This window comes from Methylocaldum sp., from assembly GCF_039794385.1.
Classification (GTDB): Bacteria; Pseudomonadota; Gammaproteobacteria; order Methylococcales; family Methylococcaceae; genus Methylocaldum.
Map to the genome: position 1 here is coordinate 1 of NZ_JBDIVO010000062.1, position 18,863 is coordinate 18,863.

16 protein-coding genes are annotated in these 18,863 nt (G+C 58.2%); 3 read left to right on the forward strand and 13 right to left on the reverse strand.

Annotated elements, in window-relative coordinates; all coding sequences use genetic code 11:
- Window positions 1–195 precede the first annotated feature (195 nt).
- Window positions 196–1,539: a 4Fe-4S dicluster domain-containing protein gene (locus ABJK70_RS07970; protein ID WP_347257723.1), complete on the reverse strand. Its 1,344-nt coding sequence runs from the start codon at window positions 1,537–1,539 to the stop codon at window positions 196–198.
- Window positions 1,540–1,908: 369 nt separating this feature from the next.
- Here ABJK70_RS07970 and ABJK70_RS07975 point away from each other — a divergent pair, with 369 nt between their 5' ends.
- Window positions 1,909–2,262: a hypothetical protein gene (locus tag ABJK70_RS07975; protein WP_077729019.1), complete on the forward strand. Its 354-nt coding sequence runs from the start codon at window positions 1,909–1,911 to the stop codon at window positions 2,260–2,262.
- Between the two features lie 108 nt (window positions 2,263–2,370).
- Here ABJK70_RS07975 and nifA read toward each other — a convergent pair whose 3' ends face one another.
- The 4 genes from nifA to ABJK70_RS07995 form a co-directional block, all read right to left on the reverse strand.
- Complete coding sequence (gene nifA, locus ABJK70_RS07980) at window positions 2,371–3,996, reverse strand: nif-specific transcriptional activator NifA (RefSeq protein ID WP_347257724.1); 1,626 nt, start codon at window positions 3,994–3,996, stop codon at window positions 2,371–2,373.
- A gap of 353 nt (window positions 3,997–4,349) precedes the next feature.
- Window positions 4,350–5,177 carry a serine O-acetyltransferase gene (cysE, locus tag ABJK70_RS07985; RefSeq protein WP_086135362.1) on the reverse strand — a complete coding sequence of 276 codons (828 nt, stop codon included), beginning with the start codon at window positions 5,175–5,177 and terminating at the stop codon, window positions 4,350–4,352.
- An 825-nt stretch (window positions 5,178–6,002) separates the two neighbouring features.
- Complete coding sequence (locus ABJK70_RS07990) at window positions 6,003–7,115, reverse strand: patatin-like phospholipase family protein (RefSeq protein ID WP_077729016.1); 1,113 nt, start codon at window positions 7,113–7,115, stop codon at window positions 6,003–6,005.
- A 102-nt stretch (window positions 7,116–7,217) separates the two neighbouring features.
- Window positions 7,218–7,832, reverse strand: a complete 615-nt coding sequence (locus ABJK70_RS07995; protein ID WP_347257725.1) for a hypothetical protein — start codon at window positions 7,830–7,832, stop codon at window positions 7,218–7,220.
- Window positions 7,833–8,010: 178 nt separating this feature from the next.
- Here ABJK70_RS07995 and ABJK70_RS08000 point away from each other — a divergent pair, with 178 nt between their 5' ends.
- Both ABJK70_RS08000 and ABJK70_RS08005 read left to right on the forward strand, forming a co-directional pair.
- Window positions 8,011–8,280, forward strand: coding sequence for a hypothetical protein (locus tag ABJK70_RS08000; protein WP_347257726.1), 270 nt, complete (start codon window positions 8,011–8,013; stop codon window positions 8,278–8,280).
- Between the two features lie 134 nt (window positions 8,281–8,414).
- Complete coding sequence (locus ABJK70_RS08005) at window positions 8,415–8,630, forward strand: hypothetical protein (RefSeq protein ID WP_139841156.1); 216 nt, start codon at window positions 8,415–8,417, stop codon at window positions 8,628–8,630.
- A 432-nt stretch (window positions 8,631–9,062) separates the two neighbouring features.
- Here ABJK70_RS08005 and eboE read toward each other — a convergent pair whose 3' ends face one another.
- The 8 genes from eboE to ABJK70_RS08045 all read right to left on the reverse strand — a co-directional run.
- Complete coding sequence (eboE, locus tag ABJK70_RS08010; RefSeq protein WP_347257727.1) at window positions 9,063–10,307, reverse strand: metabolite traffic protein EboE; 1,245 nt, start codon at window positions 10,305–10,307, stop codon at window positions 9,063–9,065.
- The gene (locus ABJK70_RS08015) at window positions 10,304–11,182 is read right to left on the reverse strand and encodes a TatD family hydrolase (RefSeq protein ID WP_347257728.1); all 879 of its coding nucleotides are present in this window, start codon (window positions 11,180–11,182) and stop codon (window positions 10,304–10,306) included. The genes eboE and ABJK70_RS08015 overlap by 4 nt, the downstream gene beginning before the upstream one ends.
- 26 nt (window positions 11,183–11,208) lie before the next feature.
- Complete coding sequence (locus ABJK70_RS08020) at window positions 11,209–12,069, reverse strand: EboA domain-containing protein (RefSeq protein WP_347257729.1); 861 nt, start codon at window positions 12,067–12,069, stop codon at window positions 11,209–11,211.
- Between the two features lie 46 nt (window positions 12,070–12,115).
- On the reverse strand, window positions 12,116–12,994 hold the full coding sequence (locus tag ABJK70_RS08025) for a UbiA family prenyltransferase (RefSeq protein ID WP_156879311.1): 879 nt from the start codon (window positions 12,992–12,994) through the stop codon (window positions 12,116–12,118).
- Window positions 12,991–13,839, reverse strand: coding sequence for a sugar phosphate isomerase/epimerase (locus tag ABJK70_RS08030; protein ID WP_086135355.1), 849 nt, complete (start codon window positions 13,837–13,839; stop codon window positions 12,991–12,993). The genes ABJK70_RS08025 and ABJK70_RS08030 overlap by 4 nt, the downstream gene beginning before the upstream one ends.
- A gap of 13 nt (window positions 13,840–13,852) precedes the next feature.
- Window positions 13,853–15,997 (reverse strand): TonB-dependent receptor, encoded by a 2,145-nt coding sequence (locus ABJK70_RS08035; protein ID WP_347257730.1) that lies wholly within the window; start codon window positions 15,995–15,997, stop codon window positions 13,853–13,855.
- Window positions 15,990–18,476, reverse strand: a complete 2,487-nt coding sequence (locus tag ABJK70_RS08040; RefSeq protein ID WP_347257731.1) for a VWA domain-containing protein — start codon at window positions 18,474–18,476, stop codon at window positions 15,990–15,992. Before ABJK70_RS08040 ends, ABJK70_RS08035 begins: the two co-directional genes overlap by 8 nt.
- A 6-nt stretch (window positions 18,477–18,482) precedes the next feature.
- The coding region (locus ABJK70_RS08045) for a hypothetical protein (RefSeq protein WP_347257732.1) at window positions 18,483–18,863 on the reverse strand (381 nt) is incomplete at its 5' end.

Genomic DNA, 18,863 nt, shown 5'->3' on the forward strand with positions numbered 1-18,863 from the left:
CCATGTCCGCCAGGGTCTTGTAAAAGGTGCCTTCATGGATGAGCGTGCCTTTCTGGGACAGCACCGCGACATAGCGCGCCACGGTATCGACCTCGCAGCGGTAACCGCCGCCCGGCTCCTCGGTCCGGCGGGCATTGCCGGCCCAATCCACGAAAAAACCCGATGCAACCGTCATGCTTTTTTCTCTCCTCTTCTTCAAGTAGCCAAGGCCATCCGCAGCACTCGTGCGAAATGCACGCTCTCGCGTTGCGCACCGTCGCGAATCTGATGACGGCAACTGGTACCGTTGGCGATCAATAAAGTATCGGTATCGGCCTCCCGCACTTTCGGCAACAGCGCGAGCTCGGCCATCCGCATGGAAACTTCGTAGTGTTCGGCCTCCAGCCCGAAGGCGCCGGCCATGCCGCAGCAGCTCGATTCGATGAACTCGACCTGGAGTTCCGGCACCAGACCCAAGACTTTCCGCATCGCTTTCAATGCGCCAAAGGCCTTTTGGTGGCAATGTCCGTGTACCATCGCCCGCGCGCCAGGCACGGATTTGAACGCCAGCTTGAGGCGCTTGGCGTCGTGTTCGCGGGCCAAAAACTCTTCCAGGAGGACCGCCGCCTTGGCGATCTTGTCGACCTTCTCCCCCAATCCGAGGCTGTAATACTCGTCGCGCAGCATGAGGAGACAGGACGGCTCCAGTCCGACCACGGGGAGCCCGCGCTCCACATAGGGCCACAGCGTTTCGACCATGCGCCGGGCCTCTGCCCGTGTTTCCGCGATCAAGCCGTGAGAAAGAAAAGTGCGCCCGCAGCATAGAGGCCGTTCTCCGGCCGGCGGCCTCGCGATGTGTATCCGATAGCCTCCCGCCAGCAGTACTTCCAGCGCGGCCTCCGCGGTTTCGGTATCGAAATGGTTGGAGAAGGTATCCACTAGCAGGACGATTTCGCGGCCGTCCGGAGCACCGATGCCTTCTCTCGGTGCAGAAGCAAGAAAACTCCGGGCTGCGCCACGCGGCAGCGAACGCTTGGCGGCGATACCAAACACGCGTTCGACCCATCGCGCCAAAAAGGGGAAGCGTTCACGGAAAGAAATCAGCGGATTCAGCGCCGCGAGCCAGTGGGCGAAACGCGGCAGATGGGCGAAGAGACGCTCGCGTAACGGCGCTCGGCCGAGCGCTGACCAGCGCTGAGCGAGCGTTTCGACGCGAAGCAGCGCCATGTCCACGCCGTTCGGGCACTCGCGCTTGCAGCCTTTGCAGCCCACGCACAAATCCATTGCCTCGGCGAGTTCCGGACCGGCAAAAGGCTTAACGCCGTACTCGCCGTTCAAGGCAGCCTTGAGCGTGGCAGCCCGGTGCTGAGTCGAGTGTGCGACATCCTGAGTGGCGCGAAAGCTCGGGCACATCACGCCCTTTTCGGTGCGCTGGCACTGTCGGTTGCCGATACAGACGGCCGCCGCCTTGCCGAAGGCGCCGCCCGCGGCAGGTACCGCCGCGTAGGCGTCGCCAGCACCGTAGCTGTCATAGGCCGACCAGTCGAGTTGGGTATCCATCGCGCTCAATGAGAATAAAAAGCCGTCGCCAAGCATCAAGCAATAACGATGCCCATTCTCAATATAGACGCACAATACTGTTTTATAAGGATGTTTTTGAAATCGCCAGCGCCTGATTCGATTTTTCGCTATGTCAGGTTCGTGACAAAACCCTGTCTCCGTATTCCTCTTGTCGCGACCCCGAGGCGCATTTCCGACAAAACGGGGTTCATCGAAATTCGGAAGTCCCCGCCGCTATTTACAAATCGCGAGCTCGCTATTTCCTTTACTAAATAGCGTAAGAATGTAGAATCGGGCGCGTTCGGGGCTTGCATCGCACTCGACAGGCTGCCGAATCTGCACAACTTTCCTGTTCGATGGGGGTTCGCCATGACCATTCAGTGGAACGCCGATCTGCCGGACGACTATCACCGGCAAGCCATAGCGCCCGTGAGTTTCGAGCGCCACGTGGATACCTTCGCTCATGCCTGCAAGGAGCTAGGATTCGATGATGCCGGAGAACGATGCTTCTATCGGCATGAATTCACGCTGACCGAGGACCGCTTCGACGCGGAGGAATTTCCCGTCGAGGTCGGCGTTTACTGGGAAAGGGTCATCGCCTGGCGGCTCGTCAGCGGACTATGGCTTAAGCTGAAAATCTGGGCCGATCGCCTCGACCGATGCCCCCGCCGCTTCGTTACGCAAGCGCCGGAGCTCGTCGAGGAAGCGGAGATCGAGCGTTAGCGCCTTTTCACTTCAAACAGGTTTCGATTCCTGGGTCATCGCGAACGATGCGGTTCATGCCTCACCGCATCCTACGGACTCAAGGCGGGCGGCCAACTGGGAAAGGCTCTAAAGCTTCTTGATCTCGATGTTGTATTTCTGAAGAGCGTAGTGCATCTGCCGCGTCGTCATCCCGAGCAGCCGCGCGGCCTTGGCCTGCACCCACCCGCACTCCTCCATCGCCCAGATCAGCCTTTCGCGCGTCGATTTGAATTCCGGCACTCCTCTTCCCGCTTGCGAATCGTGATCGGGTTCGGCTGCGGCGGGAGCTTCCGCGGAAACGGCCGGAACCGGGCTCGACATTTGCGAGATCGGCCTCAGCGCCAGCGAAAAACACATGTTTTTCTGGCATGGCAGATTGATGTCGCGAATCGTTTTGCCGCGGGACATGGCCGCAGTCCGCTCCACGCAGTTTTCCAGCTCGCGGACGTTGCCGGGCCAATAGCATTCCGCCAGGATCTGTTTCGCCTCCGGCGACAGCATGAGCTGGCGCTGATTGGCGTGGTTGAAGCGTTCCAGGAAATGATCGGCCAATGGAAAGATGTCTTCGCGCCGTTCGCGCAGCGCCGGCAGGAGAATGGATATCACATTGATCCGAAAATAAAGGTCGGCCCGGAATTCGCCCTTGAGCACCGCATCCTCGAGATTGCGGTTGGTGGCCACGATCAGCCGTACGTCGACCTGTATCGGTTTATTGCCGCCCACCCGTTCGAATTCCCGCTCCTGCAGCACGCGCAGAAGCTTGACCTGGAAATTGGCGGATACGTCGCCGATTTCGTCGAGAAACAGCGTTCCGCCGTGGGCCAGCTCGAAGCGGCCTTTACGTTCTTGCGTCGCGCCTGTGAAAGATCCTTTCTCGTGGCCGAACAACTCGGATTCCAGCAGGGTCTCGGACAAGGCGGCGCAATTGACCCGCACGAAAGGCCCGTCTTTGCGCGCGCTCAGATGGTGAATCGCGTGCGCGATCATCTCCTTGCCGGTTCCGGTTTCGCCGCGCAGCAGCACCGTGGAATGAACCGAGGCCGCCCGTTCCACATCGGCGAACACCTCTTGCATGCGCTGGCTCTGGCCGATGACGTTGACCAGCCCTCGAACGGGCTGGGCCGCCTTTTGCAAGCGGTGCTGCTCTATGATCCGCTGTTCGCGTTCCGCAGCCACGAGCTGGTGGAGCCTGATCGCCTGGCCGACCAGATTGGCCACCATCTTGAGCAAACGGACGTCGTGCTCCAGATGCCCATGGTAGGTCGTCATGTCGCGGTCGGCGCTGAGGACGCCTATCGTGTCCCCCATGGCCTTGATCGGAATGCCTATGAACGCGATCCTTTGCCCGCTCGAAAGATCGCGCGAGCCCGTCCTGTTCAGAAACTGCGGCTCTTCGGCGATATTGCGAACGACGATGGGAACGCCTGTTTTGATGATCTTGCCGACGATTCCTTCGCCCTTCCGGAATTGTCCTCGCTCGATTTCATCGCGAGACAAACCCGCCGCCCCAATAACATGCACGTCGGCGTTGTCCTGCACCAAGCTGATCATGCAGCGCAGCATGTGCATGTGCGATGAAAGAACGTTGAGCGCCTCCCGGAGGGTTTTATGGAGATCCAGGGAGGAGCTGAGAATCTTGCTGATCTCGTAAATCGTGATCAGCTCCAAATTCCTTTGCTTTTCCAATGGGTTAGCTGCTTCTCTTGCTGACATAGCCGGCCTCGTACGGTGGGGTTAGCCCGCAATTCCCTGATATGCTCGAATGCAGCTCTGATGAGCCTCCGCTGGCAACTTCAGAACTCGATTAATGGGATGAAGCAGGTTTTATGCCCGGTTTCGGCTTTGGAAATGGACCTCGGCCGCTCGGTTACGATCCGGAACGGCTGCCTTGGTCATAGGTAGCCCCGAAGGGCAATGCCGGTCGCTATCGGACCGGCGGGACTGGTTCGATCAAGCTACGGAAAATGCGGCATGGGACACGTCGATAAACGGTTCAACATTGACGGAGATTTGCTGTATTCGAGGTCGGAGTTCGTCCCATCCTCATCACGTCGGGCGAGCCAGGCTCAGAGCCGCCCACCTCTTATATTGCCGACGTTTCGCAATGCGTATAAACGGTCATTTTCAGGGGGAGTCATCGCGGCAACCAGATTTTCCAGCGACTCGATGCGAGCCTTCATGTCGGCCATGGTCTGATTCACGACATCCGGGATGTGGTGATGATCGAGATCGATCCGCTGCGGATTCATGGTAACGCCTTCCTTGGGCTGCACGATCCTCCCTGGAATGCCGACCACGGTCCGGTTTGCCGGCACGTCCTTGACGACGACCGAATTGGCGCCTACGCGCACATTGTCGCCAAGGGTAATCGGCCCGAGAATCTTGGCGCCGGCGCCGACCAGAACGCCGTCGCCCAGAGTCGGGTGGCGCTTGCCTTTGTTCCAGCTCGTACCTCCCAGCGTGACGCCATGGTAAAGCGTGACGTCATCGCCGATTTCCGCCGTTTCGCCTATGACCACCCCGGCTCCGTGATCGATGAAAAAGCGGCGGCCGATGGTCGCTCCGGGATGAATGTCGATATTGGTCCAAAGCCGCGTCAAGAACGCCAGCAAGCGCGCCCCGTAAAAAAATCCGCGTTGCCACAGACGATGGGCCACGCGGTGTATGAGAACGGCATGCAGGCCGGGGTAAGTCGTCAACACTTCGAAGCGAGTACGGGCGGCGGGATCGCGGCCGAAAACGCAGGCCACGTCTTCTCGCCATTCCGCGAATAGATTCTGCGCCCGGGAACCGGCGGACGGTCTTGGCGACGGGGCCGATGCGGGCCGAGCGTCCGAATCCGAGAGAGATTCAACTTTGCGGTCCAGAATCTCATAGCTCGCTTGATGTCTCATGGTCCCGCTACCTCTATCTCGCTCGTGGGCCGTTGACGGCTTGAAAAGTACTCGTGGAGAAATACCGACTGACGGTGGCCTCGGTTTGATGAATTCGCATTCGCGTACAGCCATTCGGCAATGATTTGGTTCTTCGGAAGCATGCCTCATGCCATGGCAAATCCAGACCAAAATGCCTTTAAATCAACGCTTGGCGGACTTATGCCGATCGATGCCGATAGTGGCAAACACGACAATCCGTAATTAATTGTGAGACTTCTTACAAATTCGGGTGGCGAATCCGTTCTCGTCGTCCAAACGATTCTTGGAGATTCGAGACGATCGCGGATGGGGCATAAGCTTGCCCCTTATAGTGCAGTCGTTGAGTTTTTCGTGAGGATTTGCGGTTCGCGCTGAACCACTATGGACGGCGCGGCACCATATTAGCGCATAGCTGGCGGATACGTTTTCCGTGGCCGAATCATACCTTCGAAAATTGCGCTATGGTTCAAACACTTATCGGATGATCAATATCTGGCACAACCGTTGCTTAAAGATTATCGGCATATCTTATCCTCCCACTTCAACGAGTGTTGAGTTAACCCGGCTTCGGCCGGGTTTTTTATTGGGAATAAAAAAAGCCCCGTTTGTCGGGGCGGTTCGTCCGTGAACCTGGTTGGCGGCGCCATTCTGTCGCACCGCTACCCGCGCGGAAATGCGTATTAATGCGTATTCCGGGATATTACGGTTTGCCGTCCGGAGAATTTGGTCTACGCTGAATATGTCGCATCAATTCTTGTGATTGTCTTCGGCGACAACCCGGCTCGCACCCCGTAGCCGGGTTTTTTATGGGTCCATCGGCGGACGGGAACTCGTTTGTTTTAACCTTGATTCCAAAAACCGCCGTCCTTGCTCTTCGCCATCCTGGACGAGACGGGCGATATGTTCGGGGCAGCGATCGAGTTTGCTTTCGTAATTCAAGCTTTTCGCCAATTCGACCGACATCTCTATTCTCGGGATATGGTAGGGCGCGTCCGGATCGTCGGGGAACGATCGAGGAATCTTTATTGGTTCCTTGATATCGAATTCGGCCAAAAATTCGTCCTTGAACGCTCCTGCGACGATGAAATCGTTGATCCGCTCGATTTGGCGCAGACTGTGAAACAAGGATATGTTGCCCGTCAGTTCGTTATGGCGATCAAGAATGTCGTCCGGCGCGACCGGGATTTCATCGGCCGTGGTTGGATTGATCTTAATCACCCAGATTTCATTGGGGATGTTTCGAGCGCCGACGAACCGGGGATCGATCAAAGTAGAAATCGGCGGATTGTCGGAAAACAGCCCGTCCCAATAGGCCATTTCGCCAATCGACACCGCCGGGAAGATGCTGGGAACGCACGCCGAAGCGAGGAGATAATCGATTTTGATCGGCTCGAGGTATGAACTGAACTTATGCAGTCGGCCGGTGAGCACATTGCAAGCGCCTATGATCAGAATCGGCGGCTCCGTTTGCTGACCCAGAGCGGCCAGTTTGTCTGCATCGATATGGGTTTCCAACAGCGTCCGAAGATCCGTGAATTCGTTCCGAATACCGAGAGTCGCAACCGAAAAGGAACTGCGCGCCACCGGAGACGAGGGGCTCACGTTGTACTGGGGCATCAGTCCCTTTCCCGTCAGATAAAGCGAGTGGATAACGGAATCATTGAAAAGGCGTTCCTGATACGTCTGGGCGGTATTGTCGTTCCAGAAATCCAAGACCCGCTTGCAAAAGGGTTTTTCGCCGTGTTTCAAGGCGTACCAAAGCATGAAACCGCAGATGGCACCGCCCGAGGTTCCGCTAATGCTGACGATGTTGAAATGATCTTGAACATTGTTTTCCGCAAGGGCTTTGAAGACGCCGGCCGTAAACGCGGTTTGGCTTCCGCCTCCCTGGCAGGCGATGGCAACTTTGGGTTTCATCGAGAAAAATCCTCCGAAAATGCGTTAAGCAGATGATGAGCAGGATTGTGATTTCGTCCTGATCCCCGGTTTACCAACGGCCGGCCGAGTGGTTTCGCCTTTCTACCTAACCGGATAGGTCGCCAACTGGCCCAGCCCAACCAAAACCATCACCCCGGCGATGCTCAACAATGCGACGCGGACCCGAAACTTACTGAAATGCGCGGCGATGCCCGTGAAGAACAGGGCGGCGGAAAAGATCACCGTTGTGAGTACATAGTCGTCGCCCTGCTGGTTGGCTGCCTGGGCCTGATCGGAAGCCGTTCCCGCTTCCTGTTCCAATTGAGCAGCCCGGTCGGAAAGTTCCTGCCGGTACTCCGGCAGGACGAAGGGCGAGCTGGGTGCGGCAGCATTTTCCAGCGGCCGGCTGGCTATCCAGGCTTCGAAGGCCGGCCTGAATTCGGGTCGAAAGCGTTGTTCGAAGAATCTCGCCCGTTCTTCGTCGCCGTCCTTATAGGCATTGAGCCACTCGATGAAAAGCTCCAGGTCGACGGATCGGTAAAGATAGGCGAACGTGGACATGCGGGTCGCTTGGACCCACCGTATGGAGGAAGTGTTGTAGTTGGTCGATTGAACGCCGCTCCAGCGTTTGGACTGGTAACCGGCCCACGACGAAGCCAGAGCCGCAACCGACAGCAGGATCGCGCTGGCGATGTCCAGCCAATATTCGTATGACATAGAAGCTTGATGCTGCGCCGTCCCCTCATCAGAGGACGCGGCCGTCTTGCCGGATTCGGTGCTGTCGTCCTTTGCCATCGTTCCTCCCTGTTGTTGGCCTCACGGCCCCTTACTTCTCCATACACAGGCCGCCGTTATTCGGAGCGTTTCCTCGATCGGCAGTCTCGGCAAAGACCGAATGATCGCCCTCGAAATCCCCAGGATGGATTTCGCTGCCCACTCCGGCGAGAGAATGCGCTCGGGGCGTTACACGATCAATACAGGAAATTACAGGGGGGAAGCACCGCTAACTCTCCTTCTTGGTTATGTTTATCGGGCGGAAAACCCGGTTTGGCCGGGTTTTTATTGGATGATTGATCAAAAGATCATGTCTTGTGACAAGCGACATCTTGCAAGATGCTTTGCACACAACTTTGCATCATTTGGCGCGAAGTTCTCTTTTTTATAAAAAAATCAACATAATACGTTTGCATATTGACTTGCACAAAAGTGTTCACCAATGTCGGACATCACTGTCGAAACCCATCGGGCAGGACCATTCACGTTTCGCGTCGGGGCCAAACTAGAAGCATTAAAAAGCTGTTGAATAGTAAAGAAATCAACCCACGACAGTACCAGGTACTGGAATATTTGGCGTCCCGTCCGAGCGGAATTAAGCTTTATGAACGCAATCTTTGGTATCGCTCTATTTACCGCAATGTTTCTGCAGCTACGGAAAGCCGCGATTGGAAAAACCTGCTGGCGCAGGGGTTGGTGGAAAAAACCGAGCATGGAGTTGTTTCTCTGAAGCGCATGTAGGCCACGACCAAGCGGTCTGATTCCATTCGGCATTCGAGTGAACATTAATCGTAGGGTGGGTTAGCGCAGCGTAACCCACCGATTCGAGGTCGCTCGGTGGGTTACGGCCTTGCGGCCTAACCCACCCTACAAAAATTAATGCCTTATTGAAAGCGATTTGGGATCACCTCCTTGCCGGCGGCACATAACCGCGGCTCGCCCTTTTTGTGCCGGCTGGAACACCCGCAAAGGGACCGGATGGGATCAAGAAAGGACAATACGCATCTTTCAAGTCGCTTGGCACATGGCCGCCTCGCTCATTGGACCACATTCTTTTCAAACCTCGCTGCTCTAACCAAGTGCTAGGTTTGAAGACAGGTCCTTAGACAGGATCGAGACGTGGCACAGACCTTTACCCTTTGATAGACCCGTTGCATCAAGAATATCCTCGTCTTACATGCTTATTTCTTGATCACACTCCGAGCCATGAAGCAGCTCTCGCTCGTTCATTTCTGCTTCGACCCATTGAATTTCCTGCACAAGGCTTGTCAGAAGACCGTCCTCGGTCTGGGGTCTTAGCTCTTCGGGCAGAACATGCCAGGTATAGGTTTCAATTTCCAGGTGCGGTTTTAAGTCCGACGTGTTCCTGAGAAAGTCGAACACCTTACCGATCTGATCACGGGTCGTTCCTAATGCTCCATTTCCGAACCCGCTGATTTGTAACGGGACATGGAAGTGAATACGCCAAGGTGCATGCGTCGCCCAAGCGGAGTCATTCAATACGATGGGAAGATCCCTTGCACCTATTACCCGTCCATCGCCAAGTTGCGAACGTACTTGATGAAGGTACCGCGGCTCGGCAAAACCTTGTAAAACTTGCCGAACTTCCGGGTCCGACGGGTCGATGACCTCCAATGCGCTGGAAAGCTGAATTTTTCCGATTTCAATGCCTGCGTTTCGAAGTCGAGCCAATGACGCGGCAACATCTTCGAACATGACGGCTTGGTGGCAGACATCGAGGCATACGCCCAAGTACTCGCGAATCAGTTCGGGTTTCAGGCGTGCGCGCTGTGCCGCTTCCGGGAGATCGCGCTGAAAAAAAACAATGGCTTCATCGGTGGACTCCAGTGCGGCATCGGGCTCCATTTCCAGACACACGCGGATACGTTTGCCGCTGACTTCGTGCAGCCGTTCCAGTGCTGCTGCAAGTCTGCACAAAGTATCTGCCGCTTTTCGGGTTTGCTCGATCGTCCACCCATACCTGTATCCAAGGGGAACCGTCGATATGGTGGCCTCGCTTTGCCATTCCGGTAAGCATGCCGCGAGCAATTGGGCGAGATCGAGGGTGTAATCGTAACGTGCCGGTTCCGTCCAAGCGGGCAGGTAGACCCGTTCCTTGAGCGAGATCGAGTGAAATCCGCCGTATGGAAACCCGTTCAAGGTAAAGAGTTCGAGCCTGCATCGATTGAGAAGATCGATAAATTCGAGGCCCTGCCGGGATATTTCCCGCAACTCTGCCGCAACGCTTTGGCTGAGCCAGAGCCCGGTTCCCATGGATGCAATCCGGCGACGCTCGCGCACGCCGTTGACCGAATAGCTGATTACGCGGCGAACCTCGTCGAAGGTTTCTCCCGGGTGAACGTTGGCGCAATAAGTGAGCTCATGGCGATGCCATTTGGGTCGAGATGCGTCACTCACTGCACGACCGGTAGTTGTCCGCGCAGCACCGAATTGTTCTCCCAGAGTCGGGTCTGGTCGATTTTGACAGGTCCCACTTCTTCCAGGGAAATGCGGCCACTCTGCGCATAAAAGTTGATTGGGTTGACGTACAGTACGTATTCGATCTGATCCTCGTTGAATCCGGCCTGACGCATGGCTTCGCCCGTCTTCGGCACCTTGAGCGGATCGCTCCGCCCCCAGTCAGCGGCACTGTTGACGACCATCTTTTCCAACCCGTATTTCTGCAACAGGGCCACCATGCGCTCCTCGCTCATTTTGGTGTGTGGATATACCGAGTGCCCGCGCCAGCAGCCGGTCTCCAAAACTAAAGGCAGCGTCTCCTCGTTCAGATGATCGATCAACACCATTTCTTCATCCATTTGCATCTCCCGAATGAGGGCAATGGTTCGCTCGGTGCCGCGTTTTTTGTCCCGATGGGGGGTGTGCACCAGCACCGGCAGGTTCAAGTCCTTGGCGATTTGCAACTGCTCGGCGAAGAATCGCTCTTCCCCGTCGGTCATGTCGTCGTAGCCGATCTCGCCTACGCCGACGACACCGTCCTTCTCGCAATAAAGCGGTATGAGTTTCATGACCTCTTCGGCTAGAGCCGTGTTGTTGGCTTCCTTCGGGTTCAGTCCGATAGTGCAATAATGCCGAATGCCGAACTGACTGGCCCGGAACCGCTCCCAACCGACGAGCGAGTCGAAGTAATCTATAAAAGTGCCCGGCTGGGTACGCGGTTGCCCCTGCCAGAAAGCGGGTTCCACCAAGGCGACTATGCCGGCGGCGGCCATGTTCTCGTAGTCGTCGGTGGTACGGGAAAGCATATGGATGTGAGGGTCGAAATAGCGCATGAAAAACTCCTGGACTTCAACTGATATCAACCACCTGCGGCGGCGCCTAGGACTTCCCGCACGTGCTCGTCCGTTTCGAGGCTAAACCGCTGATCGAGCGCGGCGCGCAGCTCCGGAAACCGCTTTAACGACTGCACCATGGCCTTCGCCGAGTAGTACCGATGCAGTGGATTCGGGTCGTCAAGATAACGACTTACAAACTCGACACCCTTCACTGAGGCATAGGGTAAAAGGGCCATCCAGATTTCCGGAGGCACGTCGCGATCGGCCGCCAACAGTTCGTCGACGTAGTCCTCGCACATGCGCGAGAGTTCGGAATTCACGCGTTGTCCGAGACCGTAGATCAAATCGGCGTTAAGGCGTACGAAGAGAGCCTTGAGCACCATCTGATTGAATTCCCGATCGGAATAATAGGCCGCGGGATAAGGATTCAGCAGTGCGATCGACGAAACCAGTACAAGGCTGTTGGCACGTCCGGCTTCCAGCGCCAAGGACTTCAAGCGATCGGCGGAAGGAAACAGTGCCAGCCCTCTGACGATCGCGGCACGCTCGGATTCATCCCCTTGGCGAAAAAGGCTCGTTACCAGCGTCTCCGCCTGCTCCGGCTCCCGCTGCAAACATAGAAGAATCATGGCAATACGGCCTGCGTCGCCGCTTTCCCAGTGATCTATCGCGACCGGCCCGACGGAGCTAATCAAAGGCGAATATCGGACGCCAAGCGGTTGGCGGCCAAGCTGCCGGCGGGCCTGGGTTGAACACCGGCCTAGATCGGTTGCCAGCGCTTTGCTGTTCTCGAGTTTAGTCAGCGCTTCCCGCAGCCAGTCATTCTGCTGGTCGGAGCAAACGTCGCCAATCGCGCTGACCAGGCTGTTCAACATCTCAGTCATTGATGAATCCGGTAAAAAGCCTGCCACGGGAGCGATCGATTCTTGTTTATGTAACCCTGATATGCCGGGCGAGCAGGCGGCTTGGCAAAACGAAGGATAACACCAGTACTCCACCCCACCAAGGTCCGCCGCAGAAAGCGAGCAGAGCGTCGAGCGGAATGATGCCCAGCACCAGGCTCTTGACGGAACGCTGCACGCTCTCCGGTGTCGGCTCGCGGTAGGTCGCTATCAGTTCCCGCAGAACGCTCCATAGAGCGAGCACCAAAAGGACCAAAGGCCAAGCGTGCGGCAGCGTTCCCGACATAACCAGACCGACAAGAAGCAGAGCGGCGCCGATGACTCCTACAATGCACTGCACGATAGGCCTTCGGGAGAATCCGGACGTCTCTATGGAACTGAGCCGAGTCAGGCTGATCACGTAAATCAGGATCACCAAGGGCACGGACAGCAGCGCGCCGTCGAGATCGACGATGGACAACCCGAGTACCCAGTTCAAATAGCGGCAGCCGCCCATCGCCAGGGCGCCGACGGCACTCCCTTTGGCCAAGCCGTCGTAGATAAAGATGAGCGCGGCCAGCGCGAGCGCCCAATACAACTGAGTCTCGCCGACCATCCCCGCGGAGACGACGCCTAACGCCAGGAGCAGCCCCCCCAGCAACCATGCCGTCGAAATCGGGACTCGACCGGAGGGGAGCGGTCGGAACGGACGATCGCGGCGATCTTCCTCGTAGTCGAAACAATCGTTGAAGACCATTCCGCCCGAATAAAGAAATGCCGAGGCCAGCATGAGAAGCAGCAAGCTTCCCCAGCGTATCTGCCCACCCGTTGCAATCAGATGGGCTGCCAGGCTGTTCGAAACGGCGGTAAAGGCGTTGGGAATGCGCACCAATTGCAAATAAGGCAGCCAGATTCTCTCGGCGATCACGGGTTTTCTCCCAACAGCGCAGTGAGATAAGCGAGCGCCCGGCTTCCCGCTTCCACGGGTTTATCGGGGTAGCTGTAGAGTTCGACGGTAATAAATCCCCCGTAGCCGATACCCCGCAAGGCGTGCAAGTAACGCTGGAAAGGCAGTTCGCCGTCGCCGGGAACTCGATGGAAATGTTTTCGGTCTTTGATGTCCTCGACGTGCACGTTCCAGATGCGTCCCTCCAGAGCGGAAACGGTTTCCTCGACAGGCTCGCCGTCAAGGAACGAGTGGCCGATATCGAGGTTGACGCCGAGCACAGGCGAACCCACGGCGCGGATCACGTCCAGCGCTTCGGAGGCCCGCTCGACCAGCAAGCCCGGTTCGTACTCGATGCCGATTCGAACGCCGTAATCGGCAGCCACGCCACAGATTCTGACTAGGCTTTCGACGAAATAGGCTATCGACCGCTCCGGTTCGCAGGCTGACGTCGGCCGGCCGGAGGTCACGCTCACACAGCGCGCGCCGACCTCTCTGGCCAGCCGGACAGCTTCGATGGTGTAGTTTTCGCGCCACCGCCGCAGCTTTTCGTCCGGGTTTGTGAGAGCCGGTTCGAACACGTTTTCCGGCGGCGAAGGCGAATAGTATCCATTGGCCGTATTCGCATTCAGATTGCTTACCCCCAGTCCCGTCTCGTTCAAGATCGCCTTTACTTCGTCCAACGCGCCGCGGTCGACCTGCCCCGGAAACCAGTGAGGACGATCGCAAAGTATCTCGACGCCGGCGAATCCCAGCGAGGCGATTTGCCGGAGTGATTCCGGCAAATCGAAGCGGGTAAAGGCGTTTGTGCTATACGCGAGCTGCATCTAAGTCCCCCAATCAAAACTTCCAGTCGGCCGCCAAAACGAAATTCCGGCCGGGTTCATTCAGACCCGATCCGTGAATGCGGTAGTCTTCGTCGGTCACGTTTTCCAGGGCCAGGCTCAGCTTGAGGTCGCGGTAGACTTGCCAGCCGCCGCGCAGCGTCAAAACCGTGTAGCCCGGCGTTCCTCCCGGAGGAATGCGCTGATTGTCGGCACGATCGGAAGAACTCAGCCGGTCCTGTTCCTCGGCGACCGTCACCACGCCTTCCGCCCATAACTTGCCGTCCGGATGATCCCATCGGAGCCCTACGTTGCCCATGGTCGGCATCAGCCGATCGATGTATTCCTCGGTCGGAGAAGAACTCGCCGACGGATATCCGTCGATACGCCCGTGCATCCAGGTGAATGCGCCGAACGCGGTGAACTGGGACAGAAACCGATAGCTCCCGGCGATTTCGACGCCGTGGATATATCCGTCTCCGGCATTGCTCTTGGTCACCTCTCGGCTTCCGTTCACGGTTCTGCCCGTGGGTTTTCGAACGATCATGTCTTCGACGTCGGTGTAAAAATAAGCAATCTGGCTCGAAAAGTTTTCGTGCTGGGTCTTGATGCCGAACTCGTAGGCGATGAAGTCTTCCGGCCTCAAATTTGGCGCCGGAGTCTCCAACTCCCCCGATCGGGCGATGTCGAAGCGGGTCAGGTCGGAAAGGTTCGGCGCGCGGAATCCTTGGGAGATGCCGCCGAACACGTGCCAATGTTCCGCATCGTCGACGTGGTAGGTGGCTCGGACAGTCCCGAGCACGTTGTCCCAGCTTCTTTCAAGCCGTGTCTGCCGGCCGGTCAGGGGGTGCTTGACGCGATCGGCGCCCGCTTCGATGTGGTTGTAACGGCCGCCTATGACCAAATCGAGCGAATCGATCAGCCTGATATCGTCCTGAACGAAGACCCCCAGCGTGTCGTAGCGCGCATCGTCGGCGACCGGGCCCTGAATTTCCTTCGATGTCAACCGCCCGGCGGCATTGTAGTTATTCTGATAGGAACGCACCTCGTCATGGTAGTACTCGACGCCGTAAGTCCAAAACCCCACCGGGCTAAAACTGTCGAGCTGGGCGAAAAAGCCGGCGGTGCCCACGTCGAATCCGTTTCGCTCGCTGCGAAGATTGTTCCGGACCCGCAACTGGTCCTCGCTCTGGAGATGATAGGAAACGCTGACCCGAGCGCCGTCCACGAAAGAATCGAAATTCCTGCCATGGTACTGGAGATAGGTCAGCTCCCGATACTGATCCAAGGAGAGTTCCCGGTCGGTTCCGACTTGAGTGCCGGCGAAACTCTTGCCGAACGCGGTTCTGTGCGTACGCCACGCATTGTCCGGATCGACCCTCTGATGAGCCAGCACGAACTTGTGGTCTGGATTGAGGAAATACTCCAGCTTCAAATCGGCATCCTGCTCGTCGTAGCCGGTCATCGGCTGCTTGCCGGTAGGCTCGCCTGCCTCCAAATCTCCATAGCTCTTGATCGACGCGCCGGCCAGGAAGCCGATGCGCTGATCCCAACTGCCGCTGATTTCCGCCCGGCCGGTGTGGGAGTCCTCGGCATCGGCGAAACGATAATAGACTCGCCGGTCCCACAGAAAACCGTCGCCGTACTCATCGCGGCCGCGGGTCAAAGCATTGACGGTGCCGCCGACGGCATCGCTGCCGTAAAGCACGGAACTCGGCCCCTTGATGACTTCCAAGCTCCGGACGGTGAGCGGATCGACAGTGTTCCAATATTGGTTGGGACCGTCGCGGAAGACCGAATTATTGAGCCGGATGCCGTCGATCAGGAACAGGGTCCGGAAACCCGTGAAGCCGCGCAGAAATGGCGAACCCTGGCCGTGGCCGGTCTTTTGCACCATAACCCCCGGCATCCCGCTAAGTGCTTCGGGCACCGTCCGTGACATGCGGCGGTTCTGAATATCCCCGTCGGTGACGCGCTCGGTGCTGTAAGGCAGATCGAAAGCGGGCTTATCGGTCCGGGTACCGGTGATCATGATCGGGGCAAATTCGAAGAACTCGGTTCCGGGCGATAGTGAGTCCCGCTTTGCCGTATCGGCACGGGCCGGAGATCCATTGATCAGGCTGATCGTCAGCAATGTGAAGGTGAAGGGATGCTTAGTCATTTTTTGTTGTCTTCTTGCACAAAAACCCCCGAAAACCGCCGACCCTTTCGCAAACCAGCAGCAACAGATAGCTCGCGCCCGCCAACCCCGCCAAAAGGGGGCGCAAGCTCACGGCGACCGGCGAATCGACGGCGATTTCGCCATCGCTCGGCCAAGGGCGAATCAGCCCCTCCCGAAACCATCTATCCCCCAGGGACTCGCCGTTTCCGGAAGAACCGGCCTCTTCCTCCGATTCATGCAGGGCCGCCGTTTGCAGGCTCCGGTCCCCGGCTTTGAATACCGCGCGATAGATACCCGGCAGACTGACCGGCAGATCGCCCCGATAGCGGCCGGGAGCGATGCGATTCAGGGGAATCCGGTACGTGCCGCCCGAAGGCGTGGTGACGACGGACTCAACCGCCGGGTACTCGGCCCACTCGCTCTTATCGGAAGCCAAAGCTTCGAGTTCCAGCTCCAGACGGCCCGGACGGTCATGGATTTGGGCATGCAGCAAGGGACTGAGGGTGGCGGCACTGATCCAATCGATGAGACCGCCGAAAAAACGCCCCCAGTCGGACCACGCCAGCCAAGCCGGGGCCCACGCGTTCAAGCCGGCCGGAAGAGCCGCGACCTTACCGCCGCCGACCTGCCTGACCGCCAGCAGCGGATCGCCGTTCGGCGATTCCAGAAAGACCGTCGCTTCGGGCTGGGGGCTGGTGACCATATACCCGGACAAGACCGGCCAAGACACGACATCGGTAAAGAAAGGCAGCGTTTTTCGCGATTGGGGAGCGACTTTTCCCAATTCCGCCGCATCGCGGTGTTTTTCCACTTCGCGCCGCATGAGCCGGGGAAGTTGGGCCAATTGCCGAACGTGCATGACCTTGCCGCGCCCCATACGGGCGAGCCGCTCGAGCGCGGGCATTGCGGCTTGGTTGCCCACTGCCAGAGCGATCACTTCGATATCGGCGTCCGCGAGTTTTTTCTCGATGCCGCCGAAATCGCCCTCCAGGAAGCGGCCGTCGCTGACCAGCACCAGGATGCGCCTTTCGGTCCCGTCGTGTGACAAACGTTCGACCGCCGATTCGAGGGCCGGCAGCAAGCGGGTGCCGCCGGAAGGCGTGAAGGCCAAAGTCCGTTCGAGCATTTTCGCCGGCTCCTCGTAAACGCCGAGAGGCAGAACCTCGTGAACGCCGGCGTCGAAGACGGTGAGACCTACGCGGTCCCTCTCCCATAAACCCCTGACCGTTTCCAGCACGGCTCGACGGGCCATGCCCAAGCGGCTGACTCCGCCGCGGTCCTGGTCCATGCTGCCCGACTTGTCGAGCAGGAATAAAACCGATGCCGCCTGCTGGGTGTCCCGGCCTTCGGCGGTCACCGGCAAGATTTTCTCCAGGGCCGAATGGCGGTAAGCGCCTGCGCCGAAGCTGTTCGCACCGCCCAGCACCAGGAGCCCCAGCCCCGACCGACGCACGCCGTCGATCAAGGCCGACCAGGCATCCGGAACCATGTCGCCGATGGCCACGTCGTCCAAAACCACTGCGCCCCAGCTTTGCATGTCGAGCTCACGCCGGGGAAACTCCACCGGCGGGATGATCCGCACGGCCCGCCCTATTCGCTGTAAGCCGAGCGCGGCGGGCGGCGGGCGGTTTGCCGAGCTGACGTAAAGGATGGGTCGCGGGTCGACTGCATTGACCAGTGCGATACGTGCGTTATTGCGGGAATTCCGGTCCGTGCCGGATTCAAGTGAGAATTCGAGCCTGCATATGCCCGGCGGGCAGGGGTCGATCGGAATCTGGGCGACGTTTTCGCCCCGTCGCCCGAAATCGATTTCGATGCTTTCGCGATCCTGCCCGTTCACCCGCAACGCCAGCCGCCCCGTCGTCGAGGGAGAGCCGGATGCGCGAACGATGACAGGAATCTTCTGCCCGGCATGAACGTAAGTCGGGTATTGGAGGTCCAGAATCGCGCCATCTCCAGGGTCGGCTTCACCGGATGGAATAAAGCCGTAGACCGGAACACTCGATGCGGCGGCTATTTTCAGAGCATGTTCCGCTTGGCCACGGGTTTCACGCATGTCGCTGACCACCAGCAGGGCGGATGACCGATCGGGGCGAACCCGCCGGAGCGCGGCTCGCAAAGCCGTCTCGAGGTCGGTGGCGCTACGGTCCAAGGGCAGCCGCCGCGGATAACTCGGTGACGACAGTAATTTTTCCCGCCCTTTCTGTCCGTCTATGGATGCGGAGTAATCGTCGACCGCTGCGGCGGCGAAACGGATGACATGGAGTTCCGCGCCCGGAGCTCCGGCGAGCTGTTGCGCCAACACCGGCCATGTCGTATCGAGTCCGTTCCCCATGCTCGCGGAGTCGTCCAGGAGAATGAAAAACTCTTCGATGGCGGTATTCCGGGATATCGTCGGATCGAACAGAGCCAGCAGCAAAAGGCCCAAAACGCCCAAGCGGGCATACAGAGCGCGGGATGACGGGATATCACCGGTCATGGGCGTTCAAACCGGCTTGGCGAATTTTTCCGCCCGCCCGATGCATCGCCGCATATCCAGCACCAGCAGCCCAATCGCTCCGATGATCAGATAAGGACTCAGATCGACACCGGCTCCGCCTGAAATCCGATCCGGCCCAGCCATCGGTTCGGGCATCGGTAAGGGGGCTATCCGCGATTCGCCGCGCGAGCGCCGGGCCGCATGCACCCGGTCGAGACGCGCCTCCGGCAAGAGCCGTTCGATCAATCCGGCGATCAGCACGGGATATTCGGGCTGTTCCGCGAACGCCTGAAATTCCATGTCGAGGCGAACATCAATCTCACTGGGATTTTCGTTAGAGGCGATCAGCCACTCCGATCCCGCAGCGAGGAGCGCCTTGCCGGAATC

What these genes read in the sequence shown, in the direction of transcription:
- nifA (WP_347257724.1), bottom strand. Translation starts at nt 3,996, where the DNA reads ATGTCAGCAAGAGAAGCAGCTAACCCATTGGAAAAGCAAAGGAATTTG.
- ABJK70_RS08040 (WP_347257731.1), bottom strand. Translation starts at nt 18,476, where the DNA reads ATGACCGGTGATATCCCGTCATCCCGCGCTCTGTATGCCCGCTTGGGC.
- ABJK70_RS07970 (WP_347257723.1), bottom strand. Translation starts at nt 1,539, where the DNA reads ATGGATACCCAACTCGACTGGTCGGCCTATGACAGCTACGGTGCTGGC.
- ABJK70_RS08035 (WP_347257730.1), bottom strand. Translation starts at nt 15,997, where the DNA reads ATGACTAAGCATCCCTTCACCTTCACATTGCTGACGATCAGCCTGATC.
- ABJK70_RS08000 (WP_347257726.1), top strand. Translation starts at nt 8,011, where the DNA reads ATGATCGCCCTCGAAATCCCCAGGATGGATTTCGCTGCCCACTCCGGC.
- ABJK70_RS07995 (WP_347257725.1), bottom strand. Translation starts at nt 7,832, where the DNA reads ATGTCATACGAATATTGGCTGGACATCGCCAGCGCGATCCTGCTGTCG.
- ABJK70_RS08030 (WP_086135355.1), bottom strand. Translation starts at nt 13,839, where the DNA reads ATGCAGCTCGCGTATAGCACAAACGCCTTTACCCGCTTCGATTTGCCG.
- ABJK70_RS08020 (WP_347257729.1), bottom strand. Translation starts at nt 12,069, where the DNA reads ATGACTGAGATGTTGAACAGCCTGGTCAGCGCGATTGGCGACGTTTGC.
- cysE (WP_086135362.1), bottom strand. Translation starts at nt 5,177, where the DNA reads ATGAGACATCAAGCGAGCTATGAGATTCTGGACCGCAAAGTTGAATCT.
- ABJK70_RS07990 (WP_077729016.1), bottom strand. Translation starts at nt 7,115, where the DNA reads ATGAAACCCAAAGTTGCCATCGCCTGCCAGGGAGGCGGAAGCCAAACC.
- ABJK70_RS08015 (WP_347257728.1), bottom strand. Translation starts at nt 11,182, where the DNA reads ATGCGCTATTTCGACCCTCACATCCATATGCTTTCCCGTACCACCGAC.
- ABJK70_RS07975 (WP_077729019.1), top strand. Translation starts at nt 1,909, where the DNA reads ATGACCATTCAGTGGAACGCCGATCTGCCGGACGACTATCACCGGCAA.